Source organism: Sphingobium herbicidovorans (assembly GCF_002080435.1).
Lineage (GTDB): Bacteria > Pseudomonadota > Alphaproteobacteria > Sphingomonadales > Sphingomonadaceae > Sphingobium > Sphingobium herbicidovorans.
Window position 1 is genome coordinate 95,394 of record NZ_CP020538.1, and the last position, 20,596, is coordinate 115,989.

Genomic DNA, 20,596 nt, shown 5'->3' on the forward strand with positions numbered 1-20,596 from the left:
GACACTAACAACGGGGGTTGCAAAAATGAATATCAGGTTGACTGGCTCCATGATTGGAGCCGGAGGATCGCTCCTTTGCGTCATGGCGGCGGGGGCCGCGACCATTCTTTCCACGGGGTCTACATCGACAGGCACGTCCATTGGATCAGCGACGACCCTGCTCAATAGCGGAGCAGCGACGTCGTCGTTCTCGACGACCTCGACATCGACGGGAACCACGTCAACTATCACATCGAGTTTTTCGACGTTCGATTTCGCAAATGGTACAAAACTGCCGGAAAAGGCGACGCTGTCGCTCGGCAACGCGACCTTCCGGCCGGGTGCCGGCACTGCCTATGTGCCAGTGACCCTGGATCGCCCGACTCCTAACACGATCATTGCTAGGGTCATCACGGTAAATGGATCCGGTACGTTGCGCGCGCTATCGGGCTATAATTACCAGACCGTCGATACCGTCGTGATTTTCCGACCCGGCGATCCACTCGTCCAGACGGTAGCAGTCCCGATCATCAGCGCAGGTGAGGGCCAACAGTTTCAGCTGAAGCTACGCGAAGCGCCTTGGGGTGGTTTACAGGGACAGTCTTTTGCCACCATAACCGCGACAAGCAACGTCGCACCTACCGCCAAGGCCATGGGATCATTTCGCCAGCCGCGCACCTTTGCGGCGACCGGCACACTTCAGTTCGAGTTAAAGAAGGAAACGCACAAGCGTTCTCCTGATGGAGGATGGAACCGTTGGGCGACCTCCCTATCGCATGGCCGTACTCAGGTAGCCAATGGCGAAACAGGCCTGTATCTCGATTCCAGCGTCTTTCCGGGCGTTGAAGGCCCTGTATATTGGGGCACGCAGGGACTCGTGCTGCACAGCCAGAAACTCAAAACACCCATCTATCATGAAGGGCAGAACTGGTATTACGGGGCATCGGTGCTCGATGGCCGCCACTTCCTGGCGTCTCAGATCGGCTACGGCCAATATGAGTGGGAAGCCAGGATGCCCAATCGCCGTGGATCCTGGCCAGCCTTCTGGCTGATCTCAACCAGCGGTTGGCCGCCGGAAATCGATGTTTATGAAGGCTTTGGCTATCAAAGCTATTGGGATTTCGACCGGCATATCGGCCAGACCATTCACGGTGGTTCAGGCGGAACGCGCAGTTTTCAACGGGGTGTCGTGATCCAGACTGAACAAGCCTATGGGTTGAAAGGCTATTCGCAGAACTTTCATCGTTTTGCGGTGGACATTCAGCGCGATTATATCACCTGGTTCGTTGACGGGTTGGAGACTTACCAGTCGGTCAATCCGTTCCAAGGCCATCGCTGGTATCCGATCATGGACGTGGCGGTCAAAACGACCGGCAGTTATGATGACGGTTCAGGCGACATGATCATCAAGAGCTTCCGCATCTACAGCGCGCCATAATGGCTGTGGGCGCCGCCTGACAGGGCATAGAGGCGCCCCCAGCATTTGATCCATTGCCCGGCTATGTCCACTCGGCGTGCGCCGGGCAGCAGCATCATTGCAAGGCCAGCGGTTCGGACCATGAGGATGCCGAGGGTTCGCCCCAGCAACATTACCTGTCCGGCTGCTCCAGGCCGCTGTTTGCGCCGTGTAAGCGTCTCGGTAAAGCCGATCCGCCACATGCGTTTCAACACCCAGGACAGCTTCGCACGCTCGCTTGGCACCCATTCGCTCACCCGCGCCTGGGGAGCCCAGGCAAAGCGGGCTCCCGCTTCCCGGAGGCGCGCAAGGAAATCAAGGTCCTCACCCCCACTGCGGTTGAAGCGCATGTCGAACCATGGCTGGCTGATCAATCCAAGCGCCCGGCGACTTACCAGAAGGTTATTGCTTGCCCACAGCATGCTTGTCGCACCCCAGGCGCGTTGCTCCGGCCGGAACACCAAAGTCTGCAGCGCCCACCGGGGCGGCCTGCCGGTGAAGTGGAAATCCACAGGGCCCGCCACAACGTCAGCCCCGACCTGCGCCTGGCAGGCGAGCAGCGCATCCAGCCAGCCCTGCTGCGGCCATTCATCATCGTCGATCATTGCAACGAAGCGCATCGTGGGATCGGCCACAGCTGTAGCGAATATAGCGTTTCGAACGGCACACAGACCGGGCTCCGGCACGGGCAGTAAGGTGAGGGGAAGCGGATAGCCTTCCAGCTTCAAAGCCTGCACTATGGCTGCGCCCTGCTGCGCGTCGCCGTCATTGTCGGCGATCAGCAGCATGACGTCGCGCCGGTCGATAATCGACGCTAGCGTTTCCAGAAGGTGTCGCAGTTCGGCAGGCCGTCGAAAGGTGGGTATGGCGATCCAGATTGCCTTGCCATCCGTCATGGCGCCGCCGCCTCAATTGGGCGGGGCCGCTCTGGCCTGCCGCGTTGCAGCCATTTGATCAACTGGTGCCCGCGAATTTCGATCAGCAGGTAACTCACCCAGCAGACCAGCCATGTCGCACCGATCATCCCGACGACGAATAGCCAGTCAATCCCGGAGATGCCGTGCCGCTGCGCGATGCTCATCGCCCGCGCTGCAACGTCTCTCACCAGCGGGTGCCACAGGTAGATGGAATAGCTGATCAGCCCAAGATGGAAGCTCACTGGGTTGGCCATTACTGTCCGGGCCGCAGTGCCATCATAATAACAGCTCAATACCAGCAATGGCATGAGGCACACGACCAGTACGTCAGCCTTGGGCAGCAGCAGGGTCAGCACGATCAGGCCGCAGATGATCGCGAAGCCGCCGCGCCGGTCGATCAGGGCCCTGCACCAGGGCTTGTCGGCAATGCGGAAGGTGGGCACACCAAGGGAAAAGCCGGCGAGGCAGCGCAGCAGCGTCAGAACGCTGTCATTCTCATTCACGTCTAACGGCCCGCTGGATCCCAGACCGGAAGATGCCACGAGCGATAGTAAAGTGACGCACAGCGCCGCCTGCGCCCAGGCCCAGCGCGAAAAGGCCATGATGGCGATCAGCGGATAGATGAGATAGGCCGCGACTTCCGTGCTGACCGACCAACTGTTGCCAGCTATGGGCTGGGTGCCCCAACCCCAACTCTGCACCATGAAGAGGTTGCTGAGGATATTGGCGAGCGTCAGCTCAATGGATTGGTTGCCCGACACATTGAGTAGAATGCGCAGGCCGAACACAAGCGTCACGATTAAGTGCAACGGCCAGACGCGCGCGATCCGATTGACGAGAAAATCGATATAACTCGCTGTTCCCAGATGTCTCACCACCCGGTCGTGATAGCCGTAGGATATCACGAAGCCGCTGAGGATGAAGAATAGATCCACGGCCAAATAGGCTCGTGAGAACAGGGGGATGGCGAAGTCGGCAAAGGCCGGCTGGTGCGGGATATGGTACAAAAGCACCGAAACGGCGGCAACTCCGCGCAACCCGGTCAGCGAAGCAACCCTCATGCGCTGGCGCTCCTCATAGCAGGCGCTGAATCGAATGCGGCGGCGATCGCGTCCCAAAGAGGCTTGCGATCCATTTTCGCGTCCAGCGGGAGTCCACGCGACAACTGACCGCCCGGCCACTTATATTCAGGGAAGTTTGAAAGCCACGAATAGCGGTCCGACAGGCCCCAACAGAGAATGGACCCCATCGCCGGATTGTCGAGTGCAACGTCCAGAAAGGCCTTTGCCACAGACGCGACTTCGCGGTCGCGCTTGTCCGGGCTGGGTGGACCGCCGCGGTCTGCAACATCGAACTCGGTGATTGAAAGCTTCAGGCCATAGCCGCTCAACATCCTTAGGAAGTCAGCAAGCTGTCGTTCGTTGAATCGCTCTTTATAGGGTTTCAGATGACCCTGTATGCCAACCGCATCGATCGGCACGCCTCGTCCCATCAACCTGTCGAGTAGCTTCAGCAGCGCCGTTCGCCGTCGTTCGCAGCGGGGGGAGTCATGTTCGAGACCGAAGTCGGTCAGGAACAGCGTCGCTTTTTCATCTGTATCCCGTGCTTTGTGAAATGCGATGTCGATATAATGCTCGCCCAGCGCCTTCATCCACATGCTGCCCATGCGCATGCCGTCGGCCCGACCCTCATTGGGTTCCACCGCCTCATTGACCACATCCCACTCGCCAATCCGCCCGGCATAGCGGCGCATTGCTACATCGATGTAGCTGGTCATCAACTGTTGCCGTGTTTTCTCGTTGGCGGCGTCCAGTGCGGGTTCGAGCCAAGGAGGGTTGGCGGCATACCACACCAAAGCATGGCCGCGTGCGAGCATGCCATGTTCCTGAGCGAAATCGACTATCTGATCCGCGCCGCTGAAATCATATTTCCCCGGCTTGGGCTCGGTTGTGCCCCTCTTCAGTTCATATTCCTGCACGACCATATCGCATTCCCGCGCGACCGCCGCGCGAAAGGCCGCATCCTCTCGCAGCAGCCGGGATTTTACCGCCGCGCCGAAATGGCGGCCAGACCTGCGTGCATGTTGTGCAAGGCCATAGCGTGAAATATTCCGCGCAACGCCAGGGGGCACGGGCGAGCAGGCAGCCAGCGCCACAGCGCTTGCAAGAAAATCCCGCCGCTTCATAGCCGCTGCATCCTTCCGACGAAGAGCCGTATGAAGTCGATCCATTTGTCGCAGATGCGACGATAGGTAGTGTCGGGAAGGACGATCTGCATCAGTACCGCTGCCGCCAGCCTCGGCCCATAAGCACCGTGCAGCAATGCTGCGAGATAATAGCGCATCGCCCGGCTGCGGCTGGTCGGCCAGATACTCTTTGCTGCATGCCAGCCCATATAGCCGGAGAATGCGCGGGCTGAGATATGGGGACGCAGGTCGGCCAGCCACGCCAGACTGCCGATATTGCCGCGTACCTGCGATAGCCGGTCCTCTGCCTTTCTGTCCGCCCAGATCGTGCCCGGTCTGTCTGCCATTACGAACCGGGCGCCTGCCAGCGAAAGGCGTAGAGCAAAATCGGTATCGTCGCCGAACTTCACATCCTCTCGGTAGCGCACCTTTTCGGCGAGCGAACGGCGAAGCGCCACGCTGCTGGTCTGGATGAATCCGCGGTCGCACATCAGGTAGCGGTCTACCCGCTCGTTACTCGCGATCGCTCGGGGCGGTTTGAGGAAACGGCGCCCGCCGCCGCGATCTGCCAGCACCTGTGCATAGGCGACAATATCCTCGCCTTTCTCCAGCAAGGGTAAGAGGTCGGCGAGATGATGTGGAAGGAAACGATCGTCGCAATCGAGAAAGGCGACGTAAAGTCCGCGTGCGTGATCGACTCCCGCGTTGCGAGCGGCTGAAGCGCCCCGATTTTGCTGCACGATAATGATAAGGCGCGGATCCTTGATCGCACCCAAGGCGATTTCTGTGCCGTCGGTCGAACCGTCGATGACGACGATTACCTCTATGACCGCGATGCTTTGTTCCAACGCGGAAAGAACGGCTGCCATCACGGCTTCGCGTCGCTGATAAGTGGGGATTATGATGGAAAAGATGGGCTGCGCTACAGCCGCCTGCAGCCGGGATGGAGGTTGCCAGGCGCTCATCACGACCGCGCCCCGCCATGGACGGGATCGCCCTTGCCGAAGCGCAGGACGAAGCCGTTGACAAGTGATCGATAAAGCCGCTTGGGAAGGTAGGATCGCAAGACCTGTCGGGCGACCACCTTGGGGGGGACGCCGCCCGCAAATAGTCCCACTGCCAGATCCCGAAATGCGATCACCGGGCGGATGGGCGCCATATGATAGGCCAGCACCGTAGCGCGATAACCTCGCCGCGCTCGTTCCGTGAGCATGTGGCCGCAACGGTCGAGCCAATCGAGCGAAGTTTCATAGCCGCGCACATAGGAAGTGCGTCCCGCCTCGGTCGCATCGAGCCAGACCGTCAACGGCTGTTCGATCATGCGAAACCGTGCTCCTGCGCTTTGCAGCCGGACGCAGAAATCAAGATCCTGCCCTTTTTTCAGCGCCGGATCGAAGAGCACCTTACGGGCCAGATCGCTAGGCACGACCATGGTGGATGTCTGCATGAACTGATTGGCGCAGAAGAGATATTCGCCGACGTCTTCACCGTCGCGAATACCGCGATCGGGCCTGATCCAGTAACGATCAACACCTCGATCCACCTTCATCCGGGAATATAGCACCGTCCGCCCGTCGTCCTTTTCCAGCGCCTTGACCATGGTGGACAGTTTCCCCGGCAGGAACAGGTCGTCGGAATCCAGGAAAGCGATGTGTAGTCCGCGCGATGCTTCGATCCCGCGATTGCGCGCAGCGCCGCCACCCGCATTGTGCTGTCGGATGTAGCGTACCCGGGGGTCGCCGATTACCTTGATCACGGACTCCGGGTCGTCACGTGATCCGTCATCAACGACTATGATCTCGAAATCCTGCCAATCTTGTGCCTGCACCGACTGGATCGTATCGGTTAGGATCTCTGCGCGATTGTACAGCGGAATGACAACGGAGAAGAAGGGGGCTGCATCTGTCATGCGCCATGCACCTTTCGATATTCTTCATAATGAAATCCGGCGATGCCGGCGATTTTGCCGACAGCGCGGTATAGCTTGCCGAGCCGCACGACCCGCTTGCCTCGGTCCAGCGTTGCCACCGCGCCCAGGGTGCCCACGAGGACGCCGACCGCAATGCGGGGCGCTTCACTCAGCAATGTAAGTAGCCGCCCCTTGTGATACCGCTCCACCATCATGTCGGTCATGCCGAGACGATAGCCACGCATGAGCAGCCATTTGGCGGTTACGCGACTAGCCGGGATGAGTTCCGTCACCAGTGCATCCTCAGCCCAAGCGAAACGAAAACCCTGGCGGGCCATTCGCGTGAACAGTTGCTTGTCGGAGCCGCCGGTCAGCGCCATTCGCTCATCGAAGGGGCTCTGGCCCATCGCGCGCAACGCATTGGCGGAAATCAGCACATTGGCGGTGCTGTCGATGAGCTTTACCGGCCCTGACATGCCGCGTCGCTTGGCTTGCAGCAGCGGATGCCGCGCGGCCCAGGGGGCAAGATGGCTGTCCATCTCGCGCGCCACCGCGCCACCCACCACGTCAGCGTCCCACCGTTCTGCTGCACCGACCAGAGCGTCAATCCATGCTGGTGATGCTGCTTCGTCATCGTCAAGCATGGCAACATGCGTGACGCCAGGCGTCGCGACAGCTTTAGCCACCAGCGCGTTGCGCACCAGCGGTATGCCGCGTTCCGCCACCAGCAAAGCCTTCACCGGCCAGCGATAGCCCTGTGAGGCCATGCGCTCGACCACCGCCATACCTTCGCGCCGTCCCGCGTCATTATCGGCGACCAGAACCTCAATGTTATGGGCCGTATTTTGCATGGCGATGGATTCCAGCGTGCGCTGCAACCCCAGCGGTCGATTGCATGTGGCGACGCAGATTATGATCCTAGCCATGAGCCGTCTCCGCTGAAGAAATTTGTCGCCGTTGCCATTGTGGGCGCGGCTTGGCCTTGAAGGTTGCATGCGCCGTTGCGATGGCTGCGAGGAAGATCACCCAGACCTGCCGGTCTTTGTCGAAGAAGCTGGTTTCCAGCAGGTTCTGGTACATGACGAACACCCAGACTGCGAAGGCTGGCACCATCAGATGCTGGTTCTGCTTGGTGGAGCCGGTCAGGAACCAATAGGCTGGCAGAGCCAAAAAGCTGACCAGCAGCATGATCAGTCCCAGTGGTCCGGTCGTTACGAGGATTTCCAGATATCCATCATGCGAGTGGGCTGTAAGCATCTGAAACTGCTGGTTTAAATAGTCATGGGCGGGGGAATTTGTGCCGACCTGCCAAAAACCGCCGAAGCCAGCGCCCAGATAGGGATGATCCGCCAGATAATCGAATACCACCTGCCAGATCGAGACACGCCCGGTAAAACTGGTCGGATCGGCGAAAAGCCGCTCGATTGTCGGTTGATACGCAATATAGAGCGCCAGGAACCCCACCATGCCAAAGCCCAGCATCATGAGCAGGATCGCCCGCTTTTGCGTGCTGTCGCTGAGCGCCCGGTAGATGTTGCTGATCATGAGCATACCGATGCACAGCGCCAGCGACGTTTTGCTCTTCGTACCGACTACGAACAGGAAAGCCATGAGAGCAAACAGCGCATAATACCATTTGCGCCGGTCTATCCACGCATTGCCGCAAACGATGAAGCACAATGCCATCACCGCTCCCGCAATATTCTTGTGGAAGAAAAAGCCTCTCCATGCGCCGATGAGCGCCTTGTCGCTCTCGGTAGGCGGATGCACCGCCGCAGGGGTCAGCGGCATGGATATCCAACAAATAATCAGCGACGTGATCAACGCCCACCGCAGGGCGGTGAACAACCTTTCCGGCCCCATCAGCGCCAGCGCGCAGAATGTGATGTAGATCACGATAAATTGTTGCATCACACGTTTGAAGGATACGAAGGGATCCACGCCCCAACTGCATGTGATCAGAAACCAGACGAGCATGATCGCCAGCGGCCAGAAGGTGAAACGGTATTTCAGCGGATGCTGCCGCAGCATCTGCACCGCCGTCAGCAGCAAGGCAAAGCCGATGAACAAGGCCTGCTTGAAAAGGTCCGATCCGTCGTTATCCGCCGCCATCGCCACCAGTTCGTCCTGCGTGCGCGACGCGAAGGGCTGCTGGCCGATGAATACCATCATCAGGAACACGAAGTAGAAGATCTGCGCGACCACCACTATGCGGCTGTCCTGCTCCGCAACCGATGAACCGGGCAGGGCGGGGGAGGGCACATTGCCGATGCGATGCCAGGTGGAGGCCATCAGCCCGTCACTCCGTGCTGGGCGCGCCATTTCCGGTCGATCTGCCATATGCCCAGCATCATCACTAACTGCGACAGTACGACGCCCGCGATGGAAAAAATCGGGGCCACGGCCAGCGTCAGCAGGGTCACCGCCATGAGTCCCACACCACAACTGCGCAGGCTTTGGTTTGCAAGCGGCCTGAACGCTTTGCGCGCCTGCGTCATGACGCTCATGGGCGTCTGGACACATTGGACGAGAGAAAGCAGGGCGCAAAGCCCGACGGCAATCGCCACCAGTTCATGGTCGAGTGTGGGCTTCAGGATCAGCTGCGGAAAACCGAAGAGCACTACCGCCGCGACGCCACAGGTCGCCGCCCAAAGAAGAACGAGTGCGGCCATGAAGATGCGTTCCGACTTGATCGCGCCGGCATGATCGCCGCTGGCCACTGCGCGGGTCATGCGCGGCCGTTCAAGTTGGGTGAGCGCAGTGATACACACATTCACCGGCCGGAAGAATAGCATCCCTACCGCCACCGGCGCAAAGGCCGTTGGCCCGGCGAGCAAAGTAACGATATAGCTGTGCGAGTTGGAGGTCGCTTCAGTTGATAATACGCCCACCAGCGTCCAGGCGGATTGCTCCCGCCACACTGGCCGGTAGCCGCTCAAGGCGCGGCCCGGCCCCATCGCGATATGTCGCCGCAGATAATCGAGGCCGAAGGGCGTAAGGCCCACAATGTTAGCCGCAACGAGCATGGCGCCGATGCTGGCGAGATCAGCTCCGGTGCGCGTTGCAATCAGCAATCCGGCAACGATCGTCCCCGCATAGGCAAGGTCTGATCGTGCCGCGCGGGCGGGTGCGTGATGCGCATAGGCATTGGACCGCCCGAACCAGCGCACGAGGGACAGGGTCCCCGCCAGCCCGAATATCGCCGCTGCTGATGGCGACGCCGTGGCCGACGCTATCCCTGCGCAGAGCAATCCCTGGCTGAGCGCCAGCAACAGGTTTATCGGAAAGAAGAAGTCGAACGATTTGCCATCGGCATCGTCGCCCTGATTGACCGCGATCGTATAGGGCGTGGATACCAGCGCGTTCGACAGGCCGTAGCCGAACTGGATGATCACCAGCAGAAAGGCCAGGATGCCGATCGCAGCAGTGTTGAGCTGGTGGATCGAAAACAGCTGTACGCCAAGATGACTGACCGACACGATTGCGGACGACAGGCTGGCCACGCCGAAACGGCCCAACAAGGCGCCAAGCCCCTTTCGCTGCGCGGGGGGAGGAGAGGCATGCTCAACGCTCGTCCCTCTCTGCTGCGGGAAGGGGGCGGGAAGGGCTTCAGGCTCGGCCCGTCCTTCAGCCATGGCGATGTTTCCAGATCAGCCACAGGGCATGCGGATTGGTCGTGATATAGCGCCAAGCGAGTTGTCTGGGACGCGTCACCATCCGGTGAAGCCATTCCAGGCCGGATTTCTGCATCCACATAGGCGCGCGGGGATAGTCCCCGGTCACATAATTATAGAGCCCGCCGCAGGTCACTATCCAACCGGCGTTTATCCTGTCCCTGTTGCGGACGCAGAATGCCTGCTCGCGCGGCTTGCCCGTGCCGACCCAAAGCACATCCGGGGCTGTCGCATTGATCTCTTCGATCACGGCATCCTCATCTTCGCGCGACCAGAAGCCGTTGCGCCGACCGGCCAATTCCAGCCCCGGCGCTGCTTCGAGGATCCGGTGCGCGCACTCCGCGTTCACTTTCTCCTCCCCGCCCAGCAAATAGTAGCGCACGCCTTGCTTCGCCGCGGGAACCAGACTGTCGATGAACATGTCGGTGGTGCTGGATCGATCCGCGATGGGTGTCTTGCCGAACCAGCGCGACGCTATGACGATGATCTGTCCATCGGCATGGATCAGGTCCGCCTGGGCGAGGTCTGCCCGGAACTGCGCGTCGCTGGCGTTCATGGACAGTCCTTGGCCGTTGCAGTCGAATACGAGCAAAGGCGGCTGCTTTTGCATCCGGCGCAGGGGTGCATCCCGGACCATCTTGTTGATAAGCGCGTCGAGTGAGAGGGTGGAGACCGGCACGCCGCCAACCATCACCTTCTTTTCCGGTCCTTCTGCAGAAGGGAAGGGCTGGCGCAGAGCCCGTTCGGCACTCATGCAATCACCGTCCCGGCGATCGGCACACCCTGCCTGTCGAGATCGTCGATGACGCGGCGCATGTCGGCGATGGCAGTTTCACCGCGCCTGGCGACGATGGCGACGGCGTCGAATCCGGTCAATATACTCCCGAACGGCGTCTGTTCTCCCTTGCCTTCGGCCAGGTAGAACAGCATCGACGTTTCCCGCAGGCCCCAGCCATTGGCGGTGTCCGCAAGCGGACCGCGCGTGATCATGCTCGAGGCGCTGCCCGATGCGCGGCCAGCGGTCATCAGCCACAATCCTTCGATTGCCGTCTTTGACGCGGGCAGCAAAGCCGCGCTGCCCATTAGCTGCTCGGCAAGCCCTGTCTTGTTCGCAACCCGGAAAAGCCGGTCCAGCGAGGGGTTTACCATGTCCACATCGACAAGCATCGTCTGCCCGTCCATCTGCGCTAGCACCACCGCAAGGTTTGCTGCGATGACGGCCGCTTCGTCGCCTGCGCCAACCGAGAGCACCGCGAGTCTCAGAGATGAAGGATCCCCGCCGGCAGCCGCTGCCTTCATCTTGGCACGGATTGTCCTGATCTTGGCGGCGTAGGGGCTCGCTGGATCGAAGGCTGCGACGACCTGCGGATCTATCCGCTGGTCGCCTGCGGGCAACAGCGAAAATCCGCCCGCCAGCGCAGCCAGCAAACCGGCTGCTTCGCTATCCAGCATTCCCAGATCGACCGCCGCATCAGGAAATGGCAGGCCCTGAGTCCGGGCATGCACATCGACGCGGGCCACATCCGATTCGGCCAGGAAACCATGACCGACCGCCAGCTTGGCAAAGCCTTGATTGTCGCGCGTGCGGGGACGCAATGCTGCGGTCCCACCGCCTGGCATCAACTGGGGCGGGGCGCCTGCTGTGGAACGCAGTCTCATGCGGCCTCCTGCTGTTTGAAGAACCAGACGCCGCGGGTGGGCGCCGGCATCAATTCGGTGATGACTTCGACTTCGGTTGCCCGGGCGACGCCAGCGGCGGAACGAACGCGCGGCTTCAGAATCTCGGTGATGATGACAGCCGCCACGCCGCCCATAAGGCCAAGCGCCACGCCAGCGACGAGCCAGAGCATCAGGTTCGGCTTTGCGGGAAACAGAGGGACAGCCGCCTCGTCCAGCAGGCTCGCATTGGGCTGCGAGATCTGACTTTTGAGCGTCGCTTCGTTAAAGCGTTGGCGGACTGTGTCATAGGTCTGTCGCGCGGCATCGACGTCACGCTGAAGCACCATAAGTTGGTCCTGCACATCCGACATGCGGATCATCCGATCCTCCTGCCCGGCCATGTTGGATTTCAGGTCGCCCTCGCGGCGATTGGCGGCAACGCTGTTAGCGCTGACCGCGCCTGCCTGGCTCGACCGTGCGGCCGCGAGCTTCGACTGGAGTTCCGACAGCTGAGCATTGGCGGCGGCCATGTTGGGATGGTTCGGCCCGAGCGTCTTCGATAGTTCGGAAACCCGGCCTGATTGCGTGGCCACCTGTTCCTGCAGGTTCTGCACGATCAGCGACCCTTCGATGTCCGACACCGCGCCCGCGCCGGCTTTCGACCGCGCCGCTGCGGCTTCGGCCTGCGCCTGTGTAAGCTGATAGGACATGTTTTTCAGCTTTTCGGCTTCCAGGTCCATCCGGTTGATGCCGATGATGTCGTGTGCCCGTTGGAAATCCGACAGCCGCCGTTGCGCCATTTCATAACGCTGCCGCACGTCCTGCGTCTGCTCGTCAAACCACTTGGCTGAACCACGAGCCGGTGAGGCGCGTAATTCCACCTGTTCGCGCATGTAGATTTGTGCGGCGAGGTTGGCGACCTTCGCGGCCGTGGCAGGATCAGCATCGAGATATTGGAGCTGCAGTACATTGCTCTGCCGACCGCTGGTCACCGTAAGGTTCGCGCGCACCCGATCTGCCGCTTGCTGCAGCCGCGCTGCGGCCGGGACATCCTTGGGCAAGGCATCTACGAAGCCAGCTTCCTTCGCCACGGCGTTGATTACCTTGGCAGAGCGGATGACGTCGGTCTGCGTGCCCAGGATGCTGTCGACTTCGACGCGCGCTCCCTGATTCGCGTTGGAATCGGTCGGGTCCGTCTGTGACAGGTCCAGCAGCAACGAAGACGTTGCCAAATATTGGCGTGGCTGCATGAAGGCAATTATGGCGATGATCAGGAACAATGCGCCGCCCAGCATCGCAGCAGTCCGCCAACGCGCCTGAACCGCCGACAGAAGGTCTATGGGATTCATGGTCATAGCCCGTCCACTCCTCGCAACATGGCGCGCATTTCTTCGGCCGGGGTGGGAGCCGGCGGCACAGCAGGCGCCGGCTGCTTCGCCATCAGCAGCAGAAACTGCGGCGCCAGCGTATCTTCGAACATGAACAGGTCGCCGCCCGGCATGGTGGTAAGCGCAGGTTGTAATCGCCGCATGGCGTCCGCTGCCTGCTGTTCATTGATCGATCCGCCTCCCAGCACTTCCTGGCCAAGCCGGACCAGGCGGTCGTAGGAGATCACCGACATCTGCGACGCCGCGACGCCCGCCAGCGCGATCATCCGGCGGCTGGCATTCGCTTCCCACAATATGCGTCGGAACAGGGCATGGGTGGCCCCGCTCATTTCTGCCCAGTCATCCAGCGCGGAGGCGAGGCCCTGTTCGACATCGGCCAGAGTCATGCGGTCGCGCCCGCCGGCCTCCGTGACCAGCGCGGCCTGCATGCCAAACAGCCGCGCATGATAGGGTGAGCCCATGGCTGCCCCGGCCAGCGCGTCAAGCGCGTCGGGATCAAGCTGCAATCGCGCATTTTCCGCGCAGCTCAACAACAGCCTTTCCAGCTCTGGCTTGGATATTGGCGCCACCCGCTGTGGCGCAATGTGTCGACGCAGAGATGGATGCGCCGCGATCAGCCCGTCCACATCGCCCGCGATTCCCACCAACACCACCTGTACCGGCGAATGGATATCCGTCAGCAGTTTCAGCAGCGTCGCGACCTCGGACTTGGCATCGTCGGAACGGACGCGGTCATATTCGTCCAGGATCAGGATCGAACGCTGCCTTACATCCTCGACGAGCAGCGCCGCGAGCCGGGTCACATCCAGCGGTTCGTCCATCAGCTTGCGCGCCTTTTCCTTGCCCGCGGCGCTCATGGGCAGTTCGGCGAGGAAGGGACGGAAAAGAGAGTCGAAGTCCGCATCCCCGCTTGCGGATCCATACAGTGCGACGCAGCCGGCTTCGTCGGCCAGATCGCCGAACACCCTGGCCAGCGACGTTTTGCCTGAACCCCGCGTCCCGAAAATTACCGCGTGTTTGCGCTGGACGACGATGGCCTCGACCAGTTTTTCCAACTCGCTGTTGCGCCCGGCCAATCCATGGCGGTCCGTCACAGGCATCGCCGTGCTGAAGGCGTTGTAGATGGAGTCCCGCCGCAGGCTGATTGGCTTTAGCGGTGTCGCCATTGCACCCATTGATAAGGGGCGAGGAGCTTCATGAGCTTCTTCGGTTTGGTGGACCGACCGAAAGCCAGGGGGAACGGGCGTGTCCAGCAAAAGAGGTTCTGCCGCTGTCGTGCGCGGGCCTGGGGTCGGGGCTTCCGTGCGCGGCATGCCGCGGCGAAATGAAGCGAGCCAGTCCAGCATGCCGCTTGGCCGGTCCTGCGCGAAGCCATGATCGATTGCGGTCAAAACAGCTTCTCCCGGATGATGAGGACGTCTTCAGGCTGAACTGGATCATCCAGGTTCGCCTGCACTTCCTTCCCCCCCGGCGTACTTTTATGCGTTTCGTTGAACCCGCCAGCGTCGGTCCACCAGCCAGCGCAAGCGCCTGGCGGAAGCTTTGGCCCGGCGCGAATGAAAAGGCGCCGGGTTGCTGTACCTGGCCGTACACATAGATCTTTTCAGCTGGCGGCACGTAAAGGATGTCGCCTGGCTTCAACTGCCGGCTGCCGCCGACCGCCATGTCCGCCAGAGAAATCCGAACCGGCCCGCTGCCGTCCGCAGGGGTCAGGATCACGGCGTTGGCCCCATCCTTCGTGGAACCGCCGGCCTTTGCCAGCATCGATGCCACACTGTAGTTTCGATCGAGTGGATAATTGCCTGCCTGCGGCACATTCCCAAGTACGGTCACGAAGCGGCTGACATAATTACTGACTTCCACATTGACCGATGGGTTGGTGAGAAAGCCGCCGCTCGCATAATTTGCCGCAATCGCCTGAGCGAGTTGCGACGTCGTTTTGCCTCGCGCTTGAACGGGACCGATCAGGGCGAGCGCTACGGTGCCATCGGCTTTTATCCGGGTAGTGGCTGAAAGATCAGGCTGTCCGAAGATCGAGATCTTCACTTCGTCATCGGGCCCTAGTTGATACCCGGCTTCCGCCGTCGGCGCCGTTGGGCTGGCAGTGCTGACAGCCGCCCCGGCCGTCTGAGCCGTGGCAGCCACGGGGACGGCCGCCGCCAGGCAGATCGAGAGGCTGGTCAGGAGAGTCTCTGTTTTCACAGCTCGTGCTCCTTCAATAATGAGGGTCAAAATCTGAGCGCCGCGCCCAGCGTCACCTGGGTTCCACTGAATTCGGCTACATCTGTGTCTGTGCGTCGCTTATAGCGTTGGGCGTCGAGCGAAATATCGAAGCGATCGGACAGCTTGCGCTGCAACATCGCCCCCAACCGCACGTTCCGGTCCGCGGTGATAGAGAAGGGGCGCAGCGCCGCGTCCTGCCGGAATTTGCGCCGTTCCAATTCCCCATAGAGACCCGCTGAGGTGAGTTCTGAAATCGCGAACGCGCCTTCCAGCCGGTGTCTTGTGCGAATGGCGAAGCCGCTGGCGATAAGGCTGTCGTTGACGATACTGCGCTCGGTGGTCGCCGTCAGCTTCAGACGGGGAATGATGCCAGTGGACAGGCTGACGTCCCAACCCAAGCCGTCATAGCTGCCCACCGCCGCTGAATCGCTGGCCACATCAAGCCAGCGGACTTCTGCATCCATCTGCGTGATCGGGGATACTTCGCGCTTGAACCTTAGGCCGTAGCTGTTGGTCCGGTTCTCGATTCCAAGATTGCGTCGATCGCTGTTCACGCGCTCGTAAAAAGCGGTGACCGTGCCGAGGCTGGGCATATTGTAGCCGACGCCAGCCAGAAATGTATCGCTGGTCTGGTCGGCGAAGTCGAATGCATCAGCGTTGCGGGTCAGATCTCGGCGATAATTGGCGACAGGAAACAAGCCGGGGCGTTCGCAGTCGAGCTCTGCTCCGAATGTTGCGAAGCGCTGAAGATTTTCCGTCTGCTGGTTGAGGTCGCCATAGTCAGCGCGCTGCTGCCGATAGGAAATCAACGGAGTGACCGAACAGGTGGCCCCGAAGCGGATCACCGCCTTCGCCTCTGTGTCGAGCCGCAGCTTGCTGCGCTGCCCTTCTGAAATAAAGCGGTCATAACCAACCCGTCCACGAAGGAGCAGGTCATGCCGTCCGATCGGCTTGCCATAGGTCAGTTCCGCCCACGGCGTGACTATAAGATCCGTGTTAGGATCTTCGACCCGATCGTCAACACGGTAGACGTTGTCATCATAGAGCAGATCGAGACCGGCCGTGGCATTGAGGCCCATTATCTTGATACGGGATTTGTCATCGACCTGCGTTGCTTGCGCGGCAGCGGAACCGGGGTTCACCGCCCAAGTGACGGCGCCCAGCGACGCAGCTACCGCGCAGCAGAGTGGAAAAATTTCTTGGTTTGCAGGCGCACAAAGGAGCCGCCGCAAACGCGGTGTGTATGCAATATCCAAACGTGCAACCCTTTATTGCATTGCAGCAATATGGGCATGCTAGTCGGGTTTGCACGCAAAGCGAACCATTAGGAAAACGGCTTGTCGCGACTAAGCAACGGTTCGGTTGGTCACAAAAATGACCGCCGTTAACAACTGGGTTTCCGGCTAAAAGCGTTCATCTGGCAGCAATGTTGAGCATTGCCGTCCGTTCATGATGGCGCAAGTTTTTGGCCGAGCGTCGTTCTAGAAAATGATCCAGGCTATGGCCGCGACTGCTGCCGCAAATGCGAAGATGCCGGCCCAACGAGAGAAGATTTCGACACCGCGATCTGCTCGATCAGCAAACGGCCTAGGCATAGCCTCTACCGTTATCTCGTTCCGTCCCTGAACCGCATTGTTCAAGGAAGAAGGTTGCGCAACAGCAACCGTCGCAAAATCATCCGCCACGTCTTTGATCCGCCCTGTTCGTGATAACGGACATATCCGATTTCACGGTTAACAAACAGTTTTCATGCGGGCGAAAACGTCGTCATTTCATCGCAAAATCAAAAGGCTGGTGCAGAAAGTCCACGCATCATCGCGGTTAGCGGTGATGCGGTCAGTAAGCGTTTCGATGAACAAGCACATTGAGCGTTCCGATCAGAATCCCGATATCGCGCATCAGGCTCCAGCCATGGAGATACTCCAGGTCGGCTTCGACCCGATTGAGGATGTCGCGCCGGGTTTCCGTTGCTCCCCGAAATCCACGGATTTGTGCAAGGCCCGTGATGCCCGGCTTCAGCGCGTGGCGGTGCCAATATTGGCGGTCGACCTGCCAGAAGAGCTGTTCCTCCGCAGTTGATCCCAGCGCGTGCGGACGGGGGCCAACCAAGCTCATTTCTCCCAGCAGCACGTTGATCAGTTGCGGCAGTTCATCAATGCTGGTCTTGCGGATGAAAGCCCCGACACGGGTGATGCGATCATCATCTCGTCGCGTCGAAGCGGCTCCGGCCGCATCGCATTGTTCAACGCGCATGCTGCGAAACTTCAGGATATGGAACAGGCGATTGCCGCGACCTATCCGCTCCTGCTTGAAGAATACAGGGCCTGCTGAATCAAGCCGGATGGCGATGGCAATGGCGATCATCAAGGGTGCCAGGGCGATCAGCAGCGGCACCGTGATCGCGATGTCCAGCAGTCGCTTCTTCGCCCGGTTCGCAAGATTTAGCGGGCCACGGGCGACGACGAGTGTTGAAACGCCACGATAAGTCTGAACGGCCAGCGGCGCCATGTGATCCAGTTCGGGAACGATGATCTCGCCCAGGATATTTCCGCCCTTCAGCATTTGGGCCCAATCGGCCTTGCGGTCGGTGGGGCAGGATATGACAACCCGGTCGAAATCCCGGAGCAAGGTGCCTAGACGGTGAAGCATATATGGGTCGTCGAGGTCAGCTTTGATCCCCGCGGCATCCGCATCGACGATGACCATGCCGTTTACGTCGTGCGGAATCGTGCCACCATCAATGATTAGCAACTGGGCAAATAAATCGTCGCTGAAATTGCGCCGCACTGCCCGGACAATGAGCAGCCTTTGCGCCACCAGCAAAGCGCCGCTGCAAATGATACCTGCTGAAATGCCCAAGCGTGATAACTGACCCGTCGCCTTAAGCGAAAAAACGACAAGCAGGAAGATCAGAAGCGTCGCGGCCAAAGCCATAGATGCGTTACGCAGGCTGGGCGTAATGCGAGTAAGGCAGACAGGATTGTAGGCCTGGTTGTGGAAGGCGATGACTCCGTAGACGATCATGCCGCCTGCAAGAGGTTGCCAAAGTTCGCTGGACAGCAATGGCATGCCGGTCGTGCGAAGCCCTAGGGCAAAGCCCGTTGCCAACGCGCCAAGATCGGCGGCCAGCAGCAGCATGCACAGCCAAAGCCTCACATTCCGCTGGACAGCGGCTGTTACCGGCTGGCGACTGGGAAAACCTTCGATCGCCAGATCAATTTTCGACATCTGCAACCCTTTTTATGTCCTGACGTCAAAATGTTCGCCGACCTTAATCGATCGGCGCGCATTGCATCAGACATCCGCTGCCTTTTGATTTATGTTGCGCAGCAGCAGGACATAAATGTCAGGGCCTAGCAATCAGCACTGGGACGCCCGGACGATCTTTTCCGATGATCCGTTGGTCTCGAAGGACATGACGCCCCGGTTGCGCGATGAGTTGAAATTCGAGGACGGGAATATTCAAGCAAAAATTTACCGTTCAATCGAACCCCTTGAACGAATCAGTTCGGTCGAGCCTCCGAATCAGCCCAAAAGCCACCAGCCCAAGAGAATGACCGAGATCAGTAGCGCGAGTGGACCAGCCCAGCGGGATAGCAGTTGGATCGCCACCTCGCCCTGGTCATGCGTAAAAGCCCAGCTGCCTCTTGGCCGAACCGTCTCTGGCGGCGCGGCTAAAATTGGATCGGGGCGCGGTTTCGAATGAAGCTCCGCAGCGCTGGAGCTTTCATCGTGAGGCTGAGGCGACAGGTCGATCATCTGCAAAAATGCCTTGAACGGGCTGATCCAATCATATCAGCAAAATAGAAGCTTCGCCGGAAAAAAGAAGAGCGTTATGCAATGCGACATGTCATCGCCAGCGAGTAGAGTTTTGCGCTATGTGATTGTAAATTTTGGCGCTGCAACCGAGCGAAGCGCCATTTTCAGCTTGGTGGTAGCAATGGAATTTTATATTATTCCCTTGCAATATCCATTGTGCTTGCTTTGCTCTGACAAGCGGCAAACTCGTATCTGCCTGTTCTTATCAATTGCGATCGATCCGTCGAGCCTTCGCTTGGCCCCGCTAACCGGACGGGTCGTCGCACGGCTCTTCTGCTCACGCGAAGGCATGGGCAGGGGGCAGGCTTCCTCATGGCCTCTCAAAAAGATTGCTTTCCTGCGATGAAATTGCCTCGGTTCCTTTCGTCCTCCGCCTACGACATGGCCATCGACCTGGGCACCGTTAACACAGTCATTCACGTTCGGGATCGAGGCATTGTGCTGAACGAGCCGTCGGTGATCGCTATTGAAACCCGACAGGGCTTTCGTAAGGTCAAGGTTGTGGGCAATGAGGCCAAACTCATGATGGGCAAGACGCCCGCGAACATCCAGGCGATCAGACCTCTGCGCGACGGCGTCATTGCCGACATCGACGTCGCTGAGCAGATGATTAAGCATTTCATCGATAAAGCGCTGGACGGAAGCCGTTTTGGTCGACGTCACGAAGTTGTCGTTTGCGTGCCCTCTGGTTCCACCATGGTTGAGAGGCGTGCGCTTCGCGATGCAGCCGCGAACGCGGGCGCAGCTCGTGTACAATTGATCGAAGAGCCGATGGCTGCGGCGATCGGCGCAGGCCTGCCCGTTACCGAACCGCGCGGCGCGATGGTGGTCGATATCGGCGGCGGCACGACCGAGGTTGCAGTGCTGTCGCTGCGGGGCATCGCCTACAGCAATTCCGCGCGCGTCGGAGGCGACCGGATGGACGACGCCATTGCTTCGCATATCCGCCGCAATCATAATTTGATGATAGGCGAAGCGACGTCCGAGCGCGTGAAATGTGAAATTGGAGCTGCTACTCCTCCTGATGGGGAAGGGCGACGGATCATCGTCAAAGGTCGAGATCTGGTGAATGGTCGGCCCGCCGAAATGAGCATAAGTGAGGCCGAGATCGTCGATGCACTCGCTGAACCGGTTGGACAGATCAAGATGGCGGTGAGAACGGCGCTGGAACAGACCGCGCCTGAGCTAGCCGCCGACATCATCGACGAAGGCATAACGCTGACTGGCGGCGGGGCACTGCTCAGGCGGCTCGATGAAGCACTGATGGAAGAAACCGGACTACCGGTAAAGGTGGCCGACACACCGCTGATGTGCGTCGCGATGGGGGCTGGGAAGGCGTTGGAAGACCCCGCCTATCAGGGGGTCCTAACCATTTCCTGATAGGCGG

At 59.9% G+C, this 20,596-nt stretch carries 18 protein-coding genes; 3 read left to right on the plus strand and 15 right to left on the minus strand.

Features of this window, described 5'->3' with window-relative positions; translation table 11 throughout:
• The first annotated feature begins 82 nt into the window (after window positions 1-82).
• The gene (locus B6S01_RS00530) at window positions 83-1,417 is read left to right on the plus strand and encodes a glycoside hydrolase family 16 protein (RefSeq protein ID WP_407695209.1); all 1,335 of its coding nucleotides are present in this window, start codon (window positions 83-85) and stop codon (window positions 1,415-1,417) included.
• Here B6S01_RS00530 and B6S01_RS00535 read toward each other — a convergent pair.
• From B6S01_RS00535 to B6S01_RS00610, 15 genes are all read right to left on the minus strand, one after another.
• Entirely contained in the window at window positions 1,402-2,331 is a 930-nt protein-coding gene (locus tag B6S01_RS00535; protein ID WP_037466700.1) for a glycosyltransferase family 2 protein, read from the minus strand. The genes B6S01_RS00530 and B6S01_RS00535 overlap by 16 nt on opposite strands.
• Entirely contained in the window at window positions 2,328-3,413 is a 1,086-nt protein-coding gene (locus tag B6S01_RS00540) for an acyltransferase family protein (RefSeq protein WP_037466702.1), read from the minus strand. Before B6S01_RS00540 ends, B6S01_RS00535 begins: the two co-directional genes overlap by 4 nt.
• A complete protein-coding gene (locus B6S01_RS00545; RefSeq protein ID WP_037466705.1) occupies window positions 3,410-4,537 on the minus strand; it encodes an endo-1,4-beta-xylanase in 1,128 nt (375 codons plus the stop codon). Before B6S01_RS00545 ends, B6S01_RS00540 begins: the two co-directional genes overlap by 4 nt.
• Complete coding sequence (locus B6S01_RS00550; RefSeq protein ID WP_037466707.1) at window positions 4,534-5,502, minus strand: glycosyltransferase family 2 protein; 969 nt, start codon at window positions 5,500-5,502, stop codon at window positions 4,534-4,536. The genes B6S01_RS00545 and B6S01_RS00550 overlap by 4 nt, the downstream gene beginning before the upstream one ends.
• A complete protein-coding gene (locus tag B6S01_RS00555; protein WP_037466709.1) occupies window positions 5,502-6,446 on the minus strand; it encodes a glycosyltransferase family 2 protein in 945 nt (314 codons plus the stop codon). Before B6S01_RS00555 ends, B6S01_RS00550 begins: the two co-directional genes overlap by 1 nt.
• A complete protein-coding gene (locus B6S01_RS00560) occupies window positions 6,443-7,372 on the minus strand; it encodes a glycosyltransferase family 2 protein (protein WP_037466711.1) in 930 nt (309 codons plus the stop codon). Before B6S01_RS00560 ends, B6S01_RS00555 begins: the two co-directional genes overlap by 4 nt.
• Window positions 7,365-8,738, minus strand: a complete 1,374-nt coding sequence (locus tag B6S01_RS00565) for an O-antigen ligase family protein (protein WP_037466713.1) — start codon at window positions 8,736-8,738, stop codon at window positions 7,365-7,367. Before B6S01_RS00565 ends, B6S01_RS00560 begins: the two co-directional genes overlap by 8 nt.
• Window positions 8,738-10,081 (minus strand): polysaccharide biosynthesis protein, encoded by a 1,344-nt coding sequence (locus B6S01_RS00570; protein ID WP_231568014.1) that lies wholly within the window; start codon window positions 10,079-10,081, stop codon window positions 8,738-8,740. The genes B6S01_RS00565 and B6S01_RS00570 overlap by 1 nt, the downstream gene beginning before the upstream one ends.
• Window positions 10,074-10,874 carry a WecB/TagA/CpsF family glycosyltransferase gene (locus B6S01_RS00575; RefSeq protein ID WP_037466715.1) on the minus strand — a complete coding sequence of 267 codons (801 nt, stop codon included), beginning with the start codon at window positions 10,872-10,874 and terminating at the stop codon, window positions 10,074-10,076. The genes B6S01_RS00570 and B6S01_RS00575 overlap by 8 nt, the downstream gene beginning before the upstream one ends.
• Window positions 10,871-11,779, minus strand: a complete 909-nt coding sequence (locus tag B6S01_RS00580) for a P-loop NTPase family protein (RefSeq protein WP_037466717.1) — start codon at window positions 11,777-11,779, stop codon at window positions 10,871-10,873. Before B6S01_RS00580 ends, B6S01_RS00575 begins: the two co-directional genes overlap by 4 nt.
• On the minus strand, window positions 11,776-13,134 hold the full coding sequence (locus tag B6S01_RS00585; RefSeq protein WP_037466719.1) for a GNVR domain-containing protein: 1,359 nt from the start codon (window positions 13,132-13,134) through the stop codon (window positions 11,776-11,778). Before B6S01_RS00585 ends, B6S01_RS00580 begins: the two co-directional genes overlap by 4 nt.
• The gene (locus tag B6S01_RS00590; RefSeq protein WP_234810773.1) at window positions 13,131-14,333 is read right to left on the minus strand and encodes an ATP-binding protein; all 1,203 of its coding nucleotides are present in this window, start codon (window positions 14,331-14,333) and stop codon (window positions 13,131-13,133) included. Before B6S01_RS00590 ends, B6S01_RS00585 begins: the two co-directional genes overlap by 4 nt.
• A 28-nt stretch (window positions 14,334-14,361) precedes the next feature.
• A complete protein-coding gene (locus tag B6S01_RS00595; protein ID WP_234810774.1) occupies window positions 14,362-15,369 on the minus strand; it encodes a polysaccharide biosynthesis/export family protein in 1,008 nt (335 codons plus the stop codon).
• Between the two features lie 26 nt (window positions 15,370-15,395).
• On the minus strand, window positions 15,396-16,478 hold the full coding sequence (locus B6S01_RS00600) for a hypothetical protein (RefSeq protein WP_407695212.1): 1,083 nt from the start codon (window positions 16,476-16,478) through the stop codon (window positions 15,396-15,398).
• 748 nt (window positions 16,479-17,226) lie between these two features.
• Complete coding sequence (locus B6S01_RS00610) at window positions 17,227-18,618, minus strand: exopolysaccharide biosynthesis polyprenyl glycosylphosphotransferase (protein ID WP_037466727.1); 1,392 nt, start codon at window positions 18,616-18,618, stop codon at window positions 17,227-17,229.
• Window positions 18,619-19,162: 544 nt separating this feature from the next.
• Between B6S01_RS00610 and B6S01_RS20905 the strand changes: the two genes are divergently transcribed.
• Together B6S01_RS20905 and B6S01_RS00620 are read left to right on the plus strand one after the other, a co-directional pair.
• Complete coding sequence (locus B6S01_RS20905; RefSeq protein ID WP_156103372.1) at window positions 19,163-19,555, plus strand: hypothetical protein; 393 nt, start codon at window positions 19,163-19,165, stop codon at window positions 19,553-19,555.
• Window positions 19,552-20,589, plus strand: coding sequence for a rod shape-determining protein (locus B6S01_RS00620; RefSeq protein WP_037466730.1), 1,038 nt, complete (start codon window positions 19,552-19,554; stop codon window positions 20,587-20,589). The genes B6S01_RS20905 and B6S01_RS00620 overlap by 4 nt, the downstream gene beginning before the upstream one ends.
• The last annotated feature ends 7 nt before the right edge of the window (window positions 20,590-20,596 follow it).

Excerpts from the sequence above, each read along its gene's own strand:
- B6S01_RS00530 (WP_407695209.1), top strand. The coding sequence starts at position 83 with ATGGCGGCGGGGGCCGCGACCATTCTTTCCACGGGGTCTACATCGACA.
- B6S01_RS00535 (WP_037466700.1), bottom strand. The coding sequence starts at position 2,331 with ATGACGGATGGCAAGGCAATCTGGATCGCCATACCCACCTTTCGACGG.
- B6S01_RS00540 (WP_037466702.1), bottom strand. The coding sequence starts at position 3,413 with ATGAGGGTTGCTTCGCTGACCGGGTTGCGCGGAGTTGCCGCCGTTTCG.
- B6S01_RS00545 (WP_037466705.1), bottom strand. The coding sequence starts at position 4,537 with ATGAAGCGGCGGGATTTTCTTGCAAGCGCTGTGGCGCTGGCTGCCTGC.
- B6S01_RS00550 (WP_037466707.1), bottom strand. The coding sequence starts at position 5,502 with ATGAGCGCCTGGCAACCTCCATCCCGGCTGCAGGCGGCTGTAGCGCAG.
- B6S01_RS00555 (WP_037466709.1), bottom strand. The coding sequence starts at position 6,446 with ATGACAGATGCAGCCCCCTTCTTCTCCGTTGTCATTCCGCTGTACAAT.
- B6S01_RS00560 (WP_037466711.1), bottom strand. The coding sequence starts at position 7,372 with ATGGCTAGGATCATAATCTGCGTCGCCACATGCAATCGACCGCTGGGG.
- B6S01_RS00565 (WP_037466713.1), bottom strand. The coding sequence starts at position 8,738 with ATGGCCTCCACCTGGCATCGCATCGGCAATGTGCCCTCCCCCGCCCTG.
- B6S01_RS00570 (WP_231568014.1), bottom strand. The coding sequence starts at position 10,081 with ATGGCTGAAGGACGGGCCGAGCCTGAAGCCCTTCCCGCCCCCTTCCCG.
- B6S01_RS00575 (WP_037466715.1), bottom strand. The coding sequence starts at position 10,874 with ATGAGTGCCGAACGGGCTCTGCGCCAGCCCTTCCCTTCTGCAGAAGGA.
- B6S01_RS00580 (WP_037466717.1), bottom strand. The coding sequence starts at position 11,779 with ATGAGACTGCGTTCCACAGCAGGCGCCCCGCCCCAGTTGATGCCAGGC.
- B6S01_RS00585 (WP_037466719.1), bottom strand. The coding sequence starts at position 13,134 with ATGACCATGAATCCCATAGACCTTCTGTCGGCGGTTCAGGCGCGTTGG.
- B6S01_RS00590 (WP_234810773.1), bottom strand. The coding sequence starts at position 14,333 with ATGGCGACACCGCTAAAGCCAATCAGCCTGCGGCGGGACTCCATCTAC.
- B6S01_RS00610 (WP_037466727.1), bottom strand. The coding sequence starts at position 18,618 with ATGTCGAAAATTGATCTGGCGATCGAAGGTTTTCCCAGTCGCCAGCCG.
- B6S01_RS00620 (WP_037466730.1), top strand. The coding sequence starts at position 19,552 with ATGAAATTGCCTCGGTTCCTTTCGTCCTCCGCCTACGACATGGCCATC.